The sequence below is a fragment of the Aurantimonas sp. C2-5-R2 genome (genome assembly GCF_036549495.1).
Classification (GTDB): domain Bacteria; phylum Pseudomonadota; class Alphaproteobacteria; order Rhizobiales; family Rhizobiaceae; genus Aurantimonas; species Aurantimonas coralicida_A.
In genome coordinates this window covers 24603-41284 of record NZ_JAZHLJ010000024.1, presented here as the reverse complement: position 1 = coordinate 41284, position 16682 = coordinate 24603, and the positions used below count along the sequence as shown (strand labels likewise).

The window sequence follows — 16682 nt, the reverse complement described above, 5'->3', positions numbered from 1 at the left end:
GAAATGAGCCGTGACCGTCAAGAAAAGTGCCTTGGCGTCCTCGATGGCACGATTCGGCGCGCCGCCCCAAGACATTACCCCTTATCGAGGCCATAGACCGAATGCAGAGCGCGAACTGCAAGCTCGGTGTAATCGCCATCGATCAGGATCGATATCTTGATTTCGGATGTGGTGATGGCGCGAATGTTGACGCCGCGCTCGGCCAGCGCCTTGAAGGCAGTGGCGGCAACACCCGTATGGCTGCGCATGCCGACCCCGATGACCGAGACCTTGGTCAGCCCCTGTTCGCTCTGGATCGCGTCGTAGCGCATTTCCGCCTTGGCCTTGTCGAGCACGGCAGTGGCCTTGCCCAGATCGCCGGCCGGGACCGTGAAGGTCATGTCCGTCGAGGCGCCCGATTCGGAGATGTTCTGGACGATCATGTCGACATTGACGCCGGCCTCGGCGAGCGGCCCGAAGATGGCCGCCGCGACACCTGGCTGATCGGCCACTCGCCGCAGCGAGATTTGTGCTTCGTCCCTGGCGTAGGCGATCCCTGTGACGACCTGCTGTTCCACGATTTCATCCTCGTCGCAAATGAGCGTTCCCGGCGGGTTGTCGAAATCGCCCATGCCGGGCGCGTCCGGGTCGTCGAAAGAAGACCGCACGAAGGTGCGCACCTTGTGCACCATAGCGAGTTCGACGGATCGCACTTGTAGCACCTTGGCGCCGAGCGAGGCCATTTCCAGCATTTCCTCGAAGGAGATGCGGGCCATGCGCCGCGCCTTGGGCTCGATCCGCGGATCGGTGGTGTAGACCCCGTCGACATCGGTATAGATATCGCAGCGATCGGCGCCCAGCGCCGCGGCCACGGCCACGGCTGATGTATCCGAGCCGCCGCGGCCGAGAGTGGCGATGCGGTTGTCCGGCGCGATCCCCTGAAAACCGGCGATCACCGCAACCTGGTTTTCCTCGAAACGGCGAATGATGTCGGACGCGTCGATCTCCTGGATGCGGGCGGCGCCATGGGCGCCGTCGGTCTGGATGGCGATCTGCCAGCCTTGCCAGGAGCGCGCGTTGACCCCCATTCCCTGAAGCGTGATCGCCAGAATGCCGGCGGTGACCTGCTCGCCCGAGGCGACGACGGCGTCATATTCGCGCGCGTCGTGAATCGGCGAGGCCTCGCGGCACCAGCCGACGAGCTCATTGGTCCGGCCGGCCATGGCGGAGACGACGACGGCGACGTCGTGGCCCGCGTCGACCTCACGTTTGACATGCCGCGCGACGTTGCGGATGCGGTCGATGTCGGCGACGGAGGTTCCGCCAAATTTGAGGACGAGACGGGCCATGAAAACGGGTTCGTTGTCTTGGGGGACCGAGCCCCAGGGGTCCGATCGGTGACGGGTGCGGCGAACGCTTGTCACGGCGCGTTCTTGAAATGCCCAGTAAGGGTTAAGCGGGCGTTCCCTAGCCGATGCGGCCCGCAACTGCAATCGGGGGACGTCGGTTGGAACCTTGCTGGCGGCTCGCTAGCGCTCTGCCGCCAAAAGGATCGGGGGTCAGCTCTGGTTCGACCGCGCCTCATCCCCGGCTTCCTCGCGCGTGGCCCGAGACGACGCGCTTTGGTCCCGCATCGAAGGCGAGAGCCACATAGCGGGCGTTGCGGTAATGAACTCGCAGCCGCCAGCGCCGACGCAGGAAGCGGCAGGCCATCCTGGTGGCGCGCGCCGGCAAGGTGGCCGCGTCGTCGAACGGAACGATGTGATGGAGGAGGACGATCCGGCCGCCCGGTGCGATCGCCTGTTCGAGCGCCAGCAGACAATGCCGCAGTGCCTCCGGCGACAAGTAGTAGAGCACTTCCGAGACGACGATCAGATCGAATGGCCCTCTGAGCATTGCCTCCGGCAGCACGGCCTGCACGAATTTCACCCGATCTCGCCCTCGATTGCGGCGCCGGGCAATGTCCAGGGCGGTCGCCGAGCCGTCCGTCGCGGTCAGGCGCAGGCACCGGTCAGCCAATGCCGCCGTGGTTTCGCCATTGGCACAGCCGAGTTCCAGCCCTCTGCCGTAGCAGCGCGAGCCGCAAGCCCGCAGCAGCACGCCGCGCTTGTAGTGCTCGAACGGTGCAGCTGCATAGCGCCAGGGGTCTGGATCGGCGGCGAACAGCGCCTCGAACCCGGCAACTTCGATCACCTTTCGCATGGCTGCCAGTAGATCTCTTCAGAACCGGTCAGCCGCGCGATAGTCGCGGCGGTCAGCCGAAAGCCGTCTGGGTCGTCGGCGATCAGATTCGTGGTTTGCGAGACATGCGCAGCCACGGCCAGGCGCTTGACCGCCTGATGCGATGTGATGTCGAGGCGCCGTTCGACCATCTCGCCCGCCCGGGGCCGATCGTCCGCCGCGCCCAGTTCGTCGAGCCAGATTGCGTATTCGAGCTGAAAGGGTTGCTGGGCCGCCGTCGCTAGGGCCGCGGTCACCAGCCCCCAGCTGTCGCGATGGTCCCGGTGCGGGTCGCGCCGCCAAGGCAGGAGGACGAGGTCAGGGCGGAAATCTCTGACGACCCCGACCACCGTGCTCTTGGCTTCGCGCCAAAGCGCAGTGCCCTCGGTCGGCATATCGGCGTCCCGCAAACGCAGAAAGCTGCGCGGATGGTCGCCGGCGCCGAGGCATTCCAAGGCGTTCGACGCTTCGACTTCGCGCTGGGCCGCCAACCGCTCCCTGGACCATGTTGCGGAGCCGGGATGTGACGCGCCGCCGTCGGTGACGAAGATCGTGTGGGTCTGCCGCCCGAGCGCCGCAGAGCGGGCGATCGCTCCGCCGCAGCCGAGCGATTCGTCGTCGGGATGCGGCGCGACGACCAGGACCCGCTCGGCTCCGAACGCCTGCGGTGATTCCGTGTCGGTCATGTCCGCCGCCCCGAACCGGGATGCCAGTCGCCGGTCGCCATCGCTTCGCCCAAGGATCGGAGCGCGCCATCCGGGTTCGGCTGACGCAGATAGGTCCGAAGATCGCGGACCAGGCGTTCCAATGGATGCGGCGCATTGAACCCCGCCGCTCCGACGGCTCGTTCCGCCGTCTCCAGCACCAGCAACGCGTTCGCCTCGACCGCGGATCGCGTCGCGTTGGCATAGGCCAGAAGCGCCTGCGCCGGGGCCTCATCGTCGGCCCGCCCGCTCTCGGCTGCGTCCCAGGCGCCGGCGGCCCGGTCGATCCAGCCATAGCCCGACTCCACGGCGATCCCCATGCGCGCCAGGCGATGTAGCTGGTAGGGGTCACCGGCCCGCCCGGTGCTGGTCAGATGGGCCAGCGCGGCGTCGAGCACCGCATGCATTCCGCCGACATGCACGGCGGCGAAGCGGATCGCGCCCCCGCTGAACCACGGCTCCCGGACATAGTCGTCGGGCTGCCCGAGGACATGATCGGCGTCGGCGGGCACACCGGTCAGGTCGATTATGTGACTGCCCGAAGCGCGCATGCCGAGCGGACGCCACCAGGAGCGGTCGACTGACGCGGCGTCGAGCGGCGCCAGCATCATCTGACGTCCTCCCGCCGTCGGCATCGTCACGATCGCCTGCGCCAAGCCGTCGACCCCGGAAGCATAGTTCTTCTTGCCGGCGTAGCGTCCCTCTTCGAGCCGTAGCGGGTCGGTCGGCGCGTCGGTGTTCCAGACACCGAACAACTCCCCCTTCTGAGCCTTGGCGCGATACGCCGCGGCCTGTTCCGGCGTCCCATAGCGATAGACCAGCAGCAGCGCGTTGGCATGCCCCTCGAAAATCCGGCCGGTGCTGAGATCGCCGCGACCGATCGCGGCCAAAAGCCGCAGCAGCTTCGCCGTTTCGCCAGGGCCGACCGGCGGTTGCGTGGAATAACCGCGCGACTCCAGCACCGCGAACGCCTCATGGGGAAACTCGCCGTCGCGGTCTCGCGCCGCGGCAAGGGCGGCAAGGCGATCAGAAAGTTCCTCCAGTTGCGCGGCTTCGTACAGATCATGCCGCACGGGACGCGCCCCCGAAGTTTAGGATCAGCATCTGGAGTTCATCGATTGCTGCCCTGACCGGAACGGTCGGGATCGCGTCCGGCGCCTCGGGTGCGAAGCGTTCCACCAGTTCCTCCGGCGATAGCAGCTGCCCGAACGAATCGTGGAGGTCGGCCGGCAGAATGGAAAGACGCATGGCGGCCGTGGCGAGCGACGCCGCATCGCAATCACCGAGCGTCCGCAACAGTCGGCGGCGCCGCGCGCGTTCGAGTATCGTCGTTGGAGCCTCCACCAGATGCGGATCGCCGGCTTGTGTCGCCGTGACCCATTGCTTCAGACAGTCCGCCATTCCGCCAGCGGCGCGACCGGACAGACGCGCCGAGACCTCGACGATGACCTCCGGCGCGTGCCGCACCTTGAAGCCGCTTGAACGGACATTCGTTACCAAGGCAAGGTCCTCCCGGCGAGGCAATGCCGGAAGCCCACCGACCCGATCATACACGTCGGCCCTCACTGCAAGGCTTGCGCCGGTATGGTCGTGATGGCGCGGCCACGGATCATGCGGCAGGGGGTCAACGATCGCAGTCAACTGGTCGCTTAGCATGGCAAACTCTTGCTGATCGCGCGCGCGGCGGAGAAACGCCGGGCCAAGCAAGGCTTCCTCGTCGACATTGCCGATCAGGCGTCCTCCGACGAGATCGGCGCCTTGGGAGATCGCAGCCAGATTGGCTTCGATCCAGTTGTTCGCCGGTACGGCGTCGGCGTCGGTGGTCAGCAAGACGCCACTCCCGTCCGACGGGCACAGCGCGCGGGCCGTGTCCAATGCGAGCCGCCGCGCCGAGCCGGCATGGGCGTCGACCGGTTCGAATGCGACCGTCACCGCATGAAGGGCGATGCCCGCATGCTTTTCCGCCTCCCGCAGAGCGGCCCCGAGCGAGTCGTCGCGACAATTGTTCAAAATGAGCACGACATCCAGCCGTGCAACGCCACGCCTAAGCCAGCTCTGCTTGGCCAAAGCGCGGATCAGCCCCGGAAGCCGCTCTGCTTCGTCCCGCGCCGGGACGGCGACCAACGGGCGTAGGTCGAGCGCCGTAGGGTTCGTGGCGAACAACGAAGGACGATGAACGACATTCGTCGTCGCACCAGGTGTTGGCGCGCCGGACCCCGCCGGATCGAAGATCGAAGCTACGTCCGGGGAATTTGCGATTTCTGTCTTGCGAAACATCTGATGTGCCGTCGAGGCTGGAACCTCTGCTCAAACAACAAGGCTCGTTTCCCTGTTCCACGGAGGCTTGAGCCAAATCGTTACCCGGCTTGCGAACAGCACCCAGGGGAACGACGCGCCGGACGCCAAGCGCGTGCCTCACCCGGTGCCTCTGCCGCCGGGCGAGCGACGGTCTTCAAGTCTTGTCGAGGAGGCTGCTGACAGTGCCCTTCGCATCGATTTGGCACCAGATTGGAGCCTGTCTGACCTCGTACCCGCCCCGGCGCTTATACGTGATCCGTGTGAATAGAGGCGCCAGATAACCACCATCCTTCAGGCTCTTCATTTGCCCATAGCTCCTGACGGTCACCTCGGTGGAGCCGTATGGCAGGGCGGCTTGCGCGACGGACTTCTTGCAGGCCCCGAGGACGCGGCGAGGCGTACCGGCAATTTGCTGGATGGAAGCCGACGAGGCCTCATCGCGGGTGAGCAAAGCGGCCTCTCCACCACTTGTTGGGCGAAGATACCGAGGCAAAACGATCGTGGGGTCAGCACCGGTCGCCTGCGGGCCGGACGAGGCGGCGTTTTCCGCCGCGGCTCCGGAAGCGCCGCTCGTTCCAGAGCTGCCAGCCGATACGCCGGCAGATGCGTCACCGCCACCGGCCGAAACCCCTGCGGACGTACCGCCAGCCGACGCGCCAGCAGAGACGGCACCGCTGCTCCCCGCGCTCACTCCAACTCCGGCACCGCTCGCCGAAACGCCTCCGCCATCGCCGCCTATCGACGCGCCAGCCGACACCCCGCCTGCCGAGACCCCGGCGGACGCACCGCCCGACGGGCCGCCGCGGGCACTCACGCCGCCCGCGCCGACGTCGATCGCTCTAGCGGTGGCGGGAAACAAAAGGATGGCAGCGGCAGCAAGAACGATACCGGGTCTCGTCATTGGAAAGCTCCATGATGTCATTGTTCAGTTCGCCGGCGGTCGCGTCGGCAGCAGCGAATCGGGAAGTTTGGGCACCGGCGGCACCGCTGCTTGCGGCTGGGCTTTTTTCCGCCGAGCGGCGGGCTCAGCAACAGCGGGCGCGACGGAGCCGGTATTGCTGGCCTGTCGGGCCTGGGCCGTCACCTCGCGAGGCCGATCGGCTGGACTGGCCGGGCCTTTGACCCTCCGGGCCGGTGGGGCGACCTTCGCCGGCGCGGCGGAGCGACCCGAATCCGGCGATGTTACGGCTGCACTGGAGGCGTTCCACTCTGGCCGCCCTGTGGGGAACAGGCACCGCGGTTCCCGGCGTCAGCGTCGGGGCGTCGGCGAGCGGGGAAATCGCACCAGAGGGAAGCCCCTCCTGCGGCGCGAAAGCCGCGACGTAATCTGCAATCGGAGCATTCGGTCCGTCCAGCGCGCCCAGAGGTTCGCGAAGGATGTAGGTGAATGGCAATCTGGGGTCGGAAGCGGCGTACCGTGCCGCAGGCACAGGAGCAGGACTGCGCTCGCTCTCCGCCTGTGGCTTGGAAAGAACTATACGCAGACTGAAGATCGGAGAATCCGCAACATCGACTGCGACCAGTCCCCGCTCGACATGGGGGCGTGATGCGGAGACGGCGAATGCCTGCGCGATGCGTCGATCGACAGGACTCACGGCGACCGGGCGCGCTCCTGGCTGCTCGGCAGCCTCCAAAAGAGCGACAACGGCTTTCGGCGAATCCTGGGACGCGGACAAACGTGCTTGTTGCGCGGCTCCTGACTGGGCCAGAACGACCGCGCAAGTCGCAATCGATGCCCGCAGGATGAGACGCGAAACAGGGGAAAGTCCGCACAACGCACCGCGCCGCCGGCCCGCATGGACGAAATGGTCCAGGCGATCTACCGGAACGACTGTGACAGCCCTTCCCTGACATTTGGTGATCGGCATCAAAGCTTCAACAACACGCCATTTCTCCAAGTTCATCACTGCAAACGGGCAGAATTCTTTTGCGTTCCGCCCTGCGGCAATGAATCTTTCGCGCACCCTCCTTTGACGTATAGAATCAAATTGAAATGAATGACTCGAGCGCGAATCATGTTTCACTAAAGTTTTATTAAAATATAATGAGAATGACTCGGATCGCCCGCATATACACTTCAACGCCAAAACAGATGTCGACGGGAGACTCTACGGCGCCGTCCCAGGCTTTGCTCGAAATTGGCACTCGCCCTCCTCCCCCACACGCCTATCCGGATATCTCGACGCCACCGGCTGCAGGAGGGAGAAGAAGGCTTGACTTCGTGCGGTAGCGCCGAAAGTTGAGCCCTGAAATACTGAAGCCGGCGACGCGACGACGAACAGATCGGCGCGGCCATCAATCGACGGGGCAGACGCAATGACCGAGGCGCGGCAGACGACGATCGACCCAGGCGAAGTGGAGCGCTTCTCGCGCCTCGCCCAGGAATGGTGGAATCCGGCCGGCAAGTTCAAGCCGCTGCACAAGTTCAACCCGGTTCGGCTGGAATATATTCGCGAACAGCTGGCGATGAATTTCGACTGCGACGTGCGAAGCGGACGCCCCTTCGAGGGTCTCGCGATGCTCGACATCGGCTGCGGCGGCGGCCTGATCTGCGAGCCGATGGCAAGGCTCGGCGCCAGTGTCGTCGGCGCGGACGCATCGGAAACCAATATCGAGGTGGCAAAGATCCACGCCGCCGAGAGCGGCCTCGCCATCGACTATCGCGCGACGACCGCCGAGGCGATCGCGGCGGGAGGCGAGCGTTTCGACGTCGTTCTGGCCCTCGAAGTCGTCGAACACGTCGCCGACGTCGAGCTGTTCCTGACTTCTTGCGCTCAGATGGTGAAGCCGGGGGGCCTGTTGTTCGTGGCGACGATCAACCGGACGCTCAAGGCGCTCGGCTTCGCGATCGTCGGCGCCGAATATGTGCTCGGCTGGCTGCCGAAGGGTACCCATCAATACGCCAAGCTGGTGCGGCCGGAGGAAATCGCGGCACCGGTCGAGCGGGCCGGGCTCTCGATGATCGATGAGGCGGGCGTCGTCTACCATCCGCTGGCTGACGCATGGCGCCGCTCCCGCGATCTCGACGTCAATTACATGGTGCTGGCGCGGCGCCCGGACGCCTAAGCCTCTGAGGAAAAACGGTGGATAATCAGCGACCGTCGCGACAAGCAAGCTGCGCGCAAGCTTCCGGTTGCATTGTTCTGTTGCGGGCGCGCTTTGCGTGCACAACCACAGACATGAAATCTGACGGGAACCGGCACGTGTAGAGTAGCGAACTTTGGAGGGCGAGATGGTCGCGGCACAAACAGACAACATACCCAATGAGGCGAGTTGTCCGATCCATCTGGAGATTCTCGCTCTGCTGCTACGCTCGGACAGCCGGACCAAACAGGCCCTGATCCAGGAAATCCCGGGTTCATCGCGGGCAAGATTGGCCTTTTTCTGCTATAATCGCGTCCATCTTCGCTCACTGGCGTTTCAGGTCGCCGCGCTGTGCGAACTCCGCGATCTCAGACTGATCGCGGGCACCAAGGGCGATCTCCTCTATAGCCAGGCGACGGAAGTCGGTCTGTTCGACGACAGCGACCCCGCGTCGCGTCGCAAGGGCGTGACCCTCGCCCGCACGGCGCGCGGCTGACGGCGCAGGCACGACAGCGTCAATTCTTGTCCTCGGGAAGCCCCGGCAGCGGAAAGGCGGCGATGCCTTCCTCGCTCAAGCCCTCGACCTCCCGCGCCGAGGCCTCGCCATAGATCTGGCGATGCTCGCTCTCGCCGTAGTGGATGCGCCGCGCTTCCTCGGCGAATTTCGGCCCGACATAATCCGACTTCGCCCGTAATTCGCGCGCCATCGCCTGAAGCTTGGCGATCGCTTTCGCCGCCTCGGCGTTGGCGAATTCCCCGACCGGCTGGGACGGCTCCCCGGCGACGGCGCCCGGAGCCTTCATCTTTGGGCTGGCGGCAACCGCGGGCTTCATCAACGCCTTCGAGACGTCGGACGCCCCACAGATCGGACATTCGAGCAAGCCGGCGGAGGCCTGCCGCTCGAAATCCTCGCCGGACCTGAACCAGCCGTCGAACGCATGGGCCGCGGGACGGCAGCGGAGCGCGAAGCTGATCACTCTGCCGCCTCGAGCGAGCCGGTCACGCGGATTTGCGCTGTCTCATCGCCGACGACGAAGGCGCGCGCGTTTTGCAAATTGGGAATTTTCGCCCGCGCCGCTGCGACCTCGGCTGTGTCGATCGTCGCGATCGCGATCCCCGGCTCGGCACCGGCAACCTCGGCGACCACCCGGCCCCACGGATCGACGATCAGCGAATGGCCAAAGGTCTCGCGTCCGTCGTCATGCCGTCCGCCCTGCGCCGCCGCCACCACATAGGCGCCGTTCTCGATCGCGCGGGCGCGCAAAAGGACGTGCCAATGGGCTTCGCCGGTCTGGCGGGTGAAGGCGGCCGGCGCCGTCAGGATTTCGGCACCGGCCAGCGCCTCTTCACGAAACAGATGCGCAAACCGCATGTCGTAGCAGATCGCGAAGCCGAGCCGCGCACCGCCATCGGGAAAGCTGAGATCAGCCAGTGCCGCGCGCGTTCCAGGTCGGTAGGTGCTCGATTCGCGCCAACTCTCGCCATTGTCGAGATCAACGTCGAACATATGGATCTTGTCGTAGGTGGTGACGCGGCTGCCATCGGGCGCGAACAGGAAAGCCCGGTTGGCCACCTTGCCATCGCCAGCCGCGATGGCTGTTGAGCCGACATGCAGATAGATCGAATGCTCCTTGGCGAGTCGGCCGGCCGTGGCGACCAGGAGGTCGTCGTCCTCGGAGCGAAGTCGGTTCATCAGCTCGGCGCGGTCGCGATGGACCATGCCGGTCATTTCCGGTGACTGCAGATAGGACGCGCCCTCGGCCACGGCTTCGCGGACCAGGCCTTCGAGGGCCTCGGCATTGGCCTGCGGCTCAAGCCCTGAGCGCATCTGCAGGACGGCGGCGCGAAAAACGGTCATGACAAGGCTCCAACGGTCAGCGACATCGTGTCACGCCGTAAGCAGGGCGTCGAGTTTGCCGGCGCGCTCGAGTGCGTAGAGATCGTCACAGCCACCGACATGGGTTTCGCCGATGAAGATCTGGGGGAAGGTCGCGCCCCCCTTTGCGCGCTGGTACATTTCCTGACGCAGCTGGGGTGAGGAACTGGCGTCCTTTTCCTCGTAGGCTACGCCCTTCTGGTCGAGAAGCTGCTTGGCGTGGCTGCAAAAGCCGCAGAACTGACGGGTATAGATGGTGACGTCCGGCATCGGATCACATTCCTAGTTATGAGCCCGAAAGCATATGGCTTCACTCCATGCCGGCCGCAACCCTTGCGAAAGTCAGAACATCGACATCCCTCGCGCCCGCCCGCTTCAACGCCCGCGTTGCGCTCGCTGCGGTTGCGCCAGTCGTGTAGACGTCGTCGACGAGGAGGACGCGACGCCCCTCGATCTCGGTGCGGCGCGTGTCGATGACGCGAAAAGCACCGCGCACATTGTCCCGCCGTTGGCGGGATCCGAGCCCGACCTGGCTGCGGGTCGGCTTCACCCGCCTCAGCGCCAGTGGCGCGAAGGCGATGTCGGCGTTGCGGGCGAGCAGCCGGGCAATTTCGGCGGACTGGTTGAACCGGCGGCGCCACAGCCGGCCGGCATGCAGCGGAACCGGCACCACGACATCGGCGTCGCCGAGAAGCTCTGCGCCCGAACGCGCCATCCATCCCGCCATCAGCGGCACCAGATCGGTGCGATCGCCGTATTTCAGCGCCGTGACGAGGCGGGCGGCCAGGTCCTGATAGATCACCGCGGCCCGCAGCCGGGCGAAGGGCGGCGGATCGGCGATGGCCTCCGCCGACAGGAACCCCTCGCCGAGATCGTAGGCGAAGGGCAGCCCAAGAACCTCGCAATAGGGCCGCTCGATGAATCGCAACTTCGCCCAGCAGGCCGGACAAACGGTGTCCACTCCTGTGACTGCCGCCTGACATCCCGGACAGACCGGTGGAAACAGCAATCGGCCGATCGCATCGCCAATCGCTCCGGTGCCGCGCTTGAATGGGCTCATTGCCTCGTCCTGCCCTCCAGCCCGGGTGCCCCCGGTTGACTACGTCGACCGGTCGGGTCACCTCGACGACAGGGACGGACCCCGTCCCCTTGACGATACGCCACCCGCCGTCAGCTACAAGCGCTGTCGCGGTCACCTTCGACAGAGCGCTGAGGGATCATGCCGGACATTTCGGACCACCAGGTTTTCGATCGGGCTTTGCTCGACCGTCGGCGGCAGCGCTGGCTTGACGCGGAGCCGCGGACGGGCGCCGGCTTTTTGCTGCGGGCGATCGCCGACGAACTTGGCGACCGGCTGTCGCTGGTCGAACGCCGTTTTGCGGTCGCCGTCGACCTGGGCGGCCACACCGGCAAAATGGCGGCGCGGCTTCGCGCCGGCGGCCAGGCCGACTGCGTCGTGCGGATCGAACGGCTGGCGGCTTTGCTGGAGGGGGAAGAATTCGCCTGCGTCGGCGACGAGGAGGCCCTGCCGCTGGCCGACGACAGCGTCGATCTCGTCATTTCCACGCTGTCGCTGCATCTGACCAACGACACGCCTGGCGCGCTTGTCCAGATCCGGCGGGCGCTCAAGCCGGATGGTCTCTTCCTTTGCGGCTTTCTCGGCGGCGAGACCTTGTCCGAGCTTCGGACCGCCCTTCTCGCGGCCGAAGCCGAGATCACCGGCGGCGTCTCGCCGAGGGTCGCGCCGTTTACCGATGTGCGCGATGCCGGCGGCCTGCTTCAACGGGCCGGTTTCGCGCTGCCGGTCGCCGATCAGGATCGGCTGACGGTGCGTTACGACACGCTGTTCGATCTGATGGCGGATTTGCGGGCAATGGGCATGGCCAACATGCTGGTCGAGCGGTCCCGTCGTCCGGCCTCGCGGCGATTGTTCCTGCGGGCGGCGGAGATCTATGCCGAGCGCTTCGCCGATCCCGACGGACGCATCCGCGCCACGTTCGACATCGTCTACTTGTCCGGCTGGCGGCCGCACGACAGCCAGCAAAAGCCCCTGCGGCCTGGCAGCGCCCGGACAAGCCTTGCCGCGGCGCTCAAGGACAAGTCGGACGATCTGACCTGAGGGCCAGACCAGTCGTTTCCGACCCGCCCCAGCCGCATTCGGTATGACTATCGATAACCAGGGGTGGGCGCGGCGTGACGGTCAGAACGCCGCCAGAACACCGTCGAACATGGAAACGACCGACGTGCCGATCCCGGTCGCTGCCACGACGATCGCAATCGAAATCAGCCCGGCGATCATCACGTATTCAATGGCGGTTGCCCCGCTGATGTCATAGCGAAGCTTCTTCGCCGCTTTGCGCGCGCGTCCGGGCTGACGAGACGGCCGTGGCCAGTTCAGCACGCGCCGGTACTCCCGCCATCCGAGAAGATCACGCAGGGCCGCGCGCCTGACCGTTGCAGCACGCTCCGCCGCACGGTGTACCGGTTCGACGACCCGATGGAACCCGTTGCCATCGTGTCGATCTGGGCGGTTGACGCGACGTAGTCGGCCCCCCGTTTGGCGGCCGGCGCGACAATGAGGGCCAATGCCAGCGCGATCGATCCGAACAGCAGCGTCGCCCGGAACAGTCCGGTTCGAAGTTCCGTGATGGGGTCGGGCGCACGGCGTCCGCCGCCCAGTTCGTCATCAGCCTCGAAATCGCGCATCGTTTCCTCACAAAGCTGGTAAGCTTCGTGGACCAATATGCGCGCTTACAATGAAAAAGCTCTTAAGCGACTCAGTGCGTTTTCACGGCTGTGTAACGATTTTTCCCGCCCGCCCTCAGAGCAGATCGATCAGGTGGGGGATCAACGGCTCGTCGGCGGGCGGCATCGGGTAGTCGCGAAGCTGCGTCGCGCGGACCCATTTCAGCCGCTGCCCCTCGCGCGGAACCGGGATGCCCTCGTAACGGCGGCAGATGTAAAGCGGCATGAGGAGATGGAAGTCGTCGTAGGAATGACTGGCGAAGGTCAGTGGCGCCAGACAGGCCGCCTTCGTCACGATGCCCAGCTCCTCGTGCAATTCGCGGATCAGCGTCGCCTCCGGCGTCTCGCCGGGCTCGACCTTGCCGCCGGGAAATTCCCACAAGCCGGCGAGCGGCTTGCCGGCTGGACGCTCGGCGATGAGCAGGCGCCCGTCGGCATCGATCAGCGCGCAGGCGACGACGAGGAGCAGGCGACGTTCTGCCGACATCATCGCGTTCCGCCCGGCGGCGCGCGATAGACGTAGCGATAGGCTTCCGAAAAGCCGAGCGAACGATAAAGTGACAGACCCGCCGCGTTGGCGGCCTCGACCTGCACCCAGCCCGTCCTGGAGCCCTTGTGGACCGTGTAGCGCAGCGCCGTTGCGACGAGGTCGCGACCAATTCCCTTCTGGCGTTCGCGACGATGGACAGCCACGTCGAGAAGGCCGGCGAGATCGTTGTCGTGGATCGCGAGCGCCACCGCGATCGGCGCTCCTGCCTCGTTCTCGCGAACGAACAAGCCCGTCGGCGGTCGGATCGCCTCCAGTATATCCGTCAGCCCCGTACGCAGGGTCGACGCGCGTTCGTGGACTTGAAGGCTGGCCTCGACATAACGCGCCGTGTCGCGGATCGGAATCCGCTCGATCGAGGCGCTGAGATCGAGTTGGGTCAGGTCCGCCGTCATGACGATCGACTCGTCGAAGCGCTCCCATCCCTCAGCGTCGAGATAATTGACGAGTTCGGGGGGCGCCAACGGCGACTGCCGGACGATGATCGCGCGGCCGAATTGCGTGAACGACTCGCGGGCACGCGCGACGCGCTGCGCGATGTCGGAATTGTCGGATGGATCGAGCGGATTGACGGAATTCAGGCGTTTGGCGGGAAACGAGGCGGTCAGGCGCACCGCCCAGGTGCCGTCGAACGCGGTCGAAGACGCCGGCCACGCCCGGAAACCGGCCGCCTCGAGCCGCCGAACGACGGCGAGCTGGCGCATCGTCTCAGCTTCGGTAATCGCCATTGATCGCGACATAGTCCTTGGTCAGATCGCAGCTATAGACCGTCCAACGTCCGGTTCCGAGGCCGAGTTCGACCCGGATCGGGATTTCGGCCCGGCGCATCACGGCCGAGGCTTCGGCTTCGGAGTAGTCGGGATCGCGCGCGCCGCCCTCGGCGACGCGCACACCGCCGAAATGGATGGCCAGCCGGTCGCGGTCGGCCTCTTCGCCGGCCTTGCCGACCGCCATGACGACGCGGCCCCAATTGGCGTCCTCGCCGGCTACGGCCGTCTTGACCAGAGGTGAATTGGCGATCGACAGCGCGATGCGCTTGGCGGCCGCGTCGCTGGTCGCGCCCTCGACGGTGACCTGAATCTCCTTGCGTGCGCCCTCCCCGTCGCGCGCGACCTGGCGCGCGAGATCGAGCATGAGATCGCCGAGCGCTTCGCGGAAGCCGGCGACGCGGTCGTCGTCGGCATCGGAGATATCCGGGCAGCCGCGCCGCGCGGCGGCGCCCGTCGCGAAAAGAAGCAACGTGTCGGAGGTCGAGGTATCGCTATCGACCGTCACCGAATTGAAGCTCGGAGCCGCGGCCTCCGTCAGCATCGCCTGCAACGCCGGCGACGCGATCGCCGCGTCGGTTGCGACGAAGGACAGCATCGTCGCCATGTCCGGCGCGATCATGCCGGCGCCCTTGGCGATACCGTTGATCGTCACGACGGTCCCATCGATCGTCACCTGCCGCGTGGCCAACTTGGGATAGGTGTCGGTGGTCATGATCGCGTCGGCGGCCTCGCGCCAGCCGTCGCCGACGGCCTGTTCCGCCAGTCCGGCGAGGAGGCCGGTGAACTTGCCGGCATCGAGCGGCTCGCCGATGACCCCGGTCGAGGCGAGAAAGATGTCCTGCGGCGATGCATCGACCGCCTCCGCGGCAGCCGCAGCGGTCATTTCCGTCGCCTCGCGCCCCTTCTTGCCGGTGAAGGCGTTGGCATTGCCGGAGTTGACGACCAGCGCCCGGGCAACGCCGCGGCGAAGGCTTTCACGGCTAAAATCCACCGGCGCAGACGGGCATTTCGATGTGGTGAAGACACCGGCGACCGCGGCCGGTCCATCGAACGTCATCAGGAGGACGTCGGTGCGTCCGGCATATTTGATGCCGGCGGCGGCCGTCGCGATCCGCAGCCCCTCGATCGGAGGCAGGACCGCGAAGGCGGTGGGGGCAAGCGGCGAGACGGTCGTCGTCATATCGTCACCGGAACAAGTCGGTTGCAAAAGGGAAAGAACGGAATTCGGCGGCGCGATAAACCAGCCGCATCACGGTCGTCCGCCAATACCGGTGCGGACGCGCCGAAGCCGAGGCCATCCGCCGATCCTGGCGCGATCGAAACCGGCGAATCGAACGGACGGCTCTCGGGCAACAACCGCTATTTCGCGGCCGGCTCGGTAGCGGGCGTGGCGCCGGGCTCCATGCTCTTTTCGATCGCCTCCACCTGCTTTTTCATCTCCGGGTCGACATATTCGACCGAAAGCGCGGCGCGGGCATCGCGTACCAGTTCCATATATTTTTCGCGCAGGACCACCTGGCGCACCTGATCCTTGATCTGCTCGAAGCTCGGCTTTTGCGCTTCGCGCTTTTCCTCGACCTTGATCACATGCCAGCCGAACTGGGTCTCCACCGGTTCCTTGGTGTAGGTACCCGGCTCCATTGCGAACGCCGCTTTCTCGAAGGCCGGCACCATCTGGCCGGCGCCGAAGAACCCGAGGTCGCCGCCTTCGGGGCCGGACGGGCCGGTGGATTTCTCCTTGGCCACCGCCTCGAAATCCCCGCCCTCGTCGAGCTGCTTGATCACCGCCTCGGCCTCTTCCTTGGTCTTCACCAGAATATGACGGGCGTGGACCTCTTGCTTGGCTTCGACCGAGGCGATTTCCTTGTCGTAGCGCGCCTTGAGCTCCTCGTCGGTCACTGCCGCCACGCCGTTCTTGGCGAAATAGGCGTTGTGAAGCGCGCGTTCGCGCTGGAAGGCGATCTCGGTGGCGACATCCGGCTCGTCCTGGAGCTTGGCCTTCTCCGCCTCCTGGGCGAGGGCCTTGATGTCGATCAGGGCGGACAGCAACGCCAGCTTGCGTTGCTCCGGCGGCATCTGGGCGAACTGCTGGCCAATCGCACCGGCGGCGGCCATGAGGTCGCGCTCGGTGATCTCCTTGTCGCCCACCTTGGCGACGACGTCGGATTCGGCGGCGAAAGCCGGCGTGGCGAAGGTCATGAGAGCAACAGCACTTGCTGCGAGCGTCAGTCTGAGATCGAAAGTCATGGCAAAGACCGTCCTTTGCGGTTCGGTGCGAAATGGGCCCGGATACCAAGCCGCGAGATGGGTTGCAGAGCGGCCTCGTGCGAGCTCTCGGCGCGGCGTGGCGGCCTTTGGCGGCGCGCCGTTGACATCGGTTTGGCCCCCTCTTATCTCTCGCGCGTTCTGAAAGTCCAGCCGCCTTCCGCGAAGTTTGAGGGCTTCCGACATTCCGGCGA

Annotated in this window: 18 protein-coding genes; 3 read left to right on the top strand and 15 right to left on the bottom strand. The window is 65.8% G+C overall.

Annotated elements, in window-relative coordinates; all coding sequences use genetic code 11:
- Nucleotides 1-74: 74 nt before the first annotated feature.
- The 5 genes from VQ044_RS12505 to VQ044_RS12485 form a co-directional block, all read right to left on the bottom strand.
- Nucleotides 75-1328, bottom strand: coding sequence for an aspartate kinase (locus VQ044_RS12505; protein ID WP_327647546.1), 1254 nt, complete (start codon nucleotides 1326-1328; stop codon nucleotides 75-77).
- 232 nt (nucleotides 1329-1560) lie between these two features.
- Nucleotides 1561-2181, bottom strand: a complete 621-nt coding sequence (locus VQ044_RS12500) for an SAM-dependent methyltransferase (RefSeq protein WP_327647544.1) — start codon at nucleotides 2179-2181, stop codon at nucleotides 1561-1563.
- Nucleotides 2169-2885, bottom strand: coding sequence for a PIG-L deacetylase family protein (locus VQ044_RS12495; protein ID WP_327647543.1), 717 nt, complete (start codon nucleotides 2883-2885; stop codon nucleotides 2169-2171). Before VQ044_RS12495 ends, VQ044_RS12500 begins: the two co-directional genes overlap by 13 nt.
- A complete protein-coding gene (locus VQ044_RS12490) occupies nucleotides 2882-3976 on the bottom strand; it encodes an acyl-CoA dehydrogenase family protein (protein ID WP_327647542.1) in 1095 nt (364 codons plus the stop codon). Before VQ044_RS12490 ends, VQ044_RS12495 begins: the two co-directional genes overlap by 4 nt.
- The gene (locus VQ044_RS12485) at nucleotides 3966-5180 is read right to left on the bottom strand and encodes a glycosyltransferase (RefSeq protein WP_327647540.1); all 1215 of its coding nucleotides are present in this window, start codon (nucleotides 5178-5180) and stop codon (nucleotides 3966-3968) included. The genes VQ044_RS12490 and VQ044_RS12485 overlap by 11 nt, the downstream gene beginning before the upstream one ends.
- Before the next feature lie 2337 nt (nucleotides 5181-7517).
- On the opposite strand from VQ044_RS12485, the gene ubiG reads away from it, so the two are divergent.
- Nucleotides 7518-8267, top strand: a complete 750-nt coding sequence (gene ubiG, locus VQ044_RS12480) for a bifunctional 2-polyprenyl-6-hydroxyphenol methylase/3-demethylubiquinol 3-O-methyltransferase UbiG (RefSeq protein WP_327647538.1) — start codon at nucleotides 7518-7520, stop codon at nucleotides 8265-8267.
- A gap of 166 nt (nucleotides 8268-8433) precedes the next feature.
- Nucleotides 8434-8781: a hypothetical protein gene (locus tag VQ044_RS12475; RefSeq protein WP_327624710.1), complete on the top strand. Its 348-nt coding sequence runs from the start codon at nucleotides 8434-8436 to the stop codon at nucleotides 8779-8781.
- Nucleotides 8782-8800: 19 nt separating this feature from the next.
- Here VQ044_RS12475 and VQ044_RS12470 read toward each other — a convergent pair whose 3' ends face one another.
- From VQ044_RS12470 to VQ044_RS12455, 4 genes are read right to left on the bottom strand one after another with little or no spacing between them, the layout of a single operon-like run.
- Nucleotides 8801-9262 (bottom strand): DUF1178 family protein, encoded by a 462-nt coding sequence (locus VQ044_RS12470; protein WP_327647537.1) that lies wholly within the window; start codon nucleotides 9260-9262, stop codon nucleotides 8801-8803.
- Nucleotides 9259-10143 carry a carbon-nitrogen hydrolase family protein gene (locus VQ044_RS12465; RefSeq protein ID WP_327624712.1) on the bottom strand — a complete coding sequence of 295 codons (885 nt, stop codon included), beginning with the start codon at nucleotides 10141-10143 and terminating at the stop codon, nucleotides 9259-9261. Before VQ044_RS12465 ends, VQ044_RS12470 begins: the two co-directional genes overlap by 4 nt.
- 30 nt (nucleotides 10144-10173) lie before the next feature.
- Complete coding sequence (grxC, locus tag VQ044_RS12460) at nucleotides 10174-10431, bottom strand: glutaredoxin 3 (protein ID WP_327624713.1); 258 nt, start codon at nucleotides 10429-10431, stop codon at nucleotides 10174-10176.
- Between the two features lie 40 nt (nucleotides 10432-10471).
- A complete protein-coding gene (locus tag VQ044_RS12455; protein ID WP_327647536.1) occupies nucleotides 10472-11221 on the bottom strand; it encodes a ComF family protein in 750 nt (249 codons plus the stop codon).
- Between the two features lie 156 nt (nucleotides 11222-11377).
- Here VQ044_RS12455 and VQ044_RS12450 point away from each other — a divergent pair, with 156 nt between their 5' ends.
- The gene (locus VQ044_RS12450; RefSeq protein ID WP_442872914.1) at nucleotides 11378-12280 is read left to right on the top strand and encodes a methyltransferase domain-containing protein; all 903 of its coding nucleotides are present in this window, start codon (nucleotides 11378-11380) and stop codon (nucleotides 12278-12280) included.
- Between the two features lie 81 nt (nucleotides 12281-12361).
- On the opposite strand, the gene VQ044_RS12445 is transcribed toward VQ044_RS12450, so the two are convergent.
- From VQ044_RS12445 to VQ044_RS12420, 6 genes are all read right to left on the bottom strand, one after another.
- A complete protein-coding gene (locus VQ044_RS12445) occupies nucleotides 12362-12562 on the bottom strand; it encodes a Flp family type IVb pilin (RefSeq protein ID WP_327647533.1) in 201 nt (66 codons plus the stop codon).
- The gene (locus VQ044_RS12440; protein ID WP_327647531.1) at nucleotides 12556-12867 is read right to left on the bottom strand and encodes a hypothetical protein; all 312 of its coding nucleotides are present in this window, start codon (nucleotides 12865-12867) and stop codon (nucleotides 12556-12558) included. The genes VQ044_RS12445 and VQ044_RS12440 overlap by 7 nt, the downstream gene beginning before the upstream one ends.
- A 115-nt stretch (nucleotides 12868-12982) precedes the next feature.
- Nucleotides 12983-13393, bottom strand: coding sequence for a (deoxy)nucleoside triphosphate pyrophosphohydrolase (locus VQ044_RS12435; RefSeq protein ID WP_442872912.1), 411 nt, complete (start codon nucleotides 13391-13393; stop codon nucleotides 12983-12985).
- A complete protein-coding gene (locus tag VQ044_RS12430) occupies nucleotides 13393-14181 on the bottom strand; it encodes a GNAT family N-acetyltransferase (RefSeq protein WP_327624719.1) in 789 nt (262 codons plus the stop codon). Before VQ044_RS12430 ends, VQ044_RS12435 begins: the two co-directional genes overlap by 1 nt.
- A complete protein-coding gene (argJ, locus tag VQ044_RS12425) occupies nucleotides 14162-15403 on the bottom strand; it encodes a bifunctional glutamate N-acetyltransferase/amino-acid acetyltransferase ArgJ (RefSeq protein ID WP_327647529.1) in 1242 nt (413 codons plus the stop codon). The genes VQ044_RS12430 and argJ overlap by 20 nt, the downstream gene beginning before the upstream one ends.
- 179 nt (nucleotides 15404-15582) lie before the next feature.
- Nucleotides 15583-16470: a peptidylprolyl isomerase gene (locus VQ044_RS12420; RefSeq protein WP_327647527.1), complete on the bottom strand. Its 888-nt coding sequence runs from the start codon at nucleotides 16468-16470 to the stop codon at nucleotides 15583-15585.
- Between the last annotated feature and the right edge of the window lie 212 nt (nucleotides 16471-16682).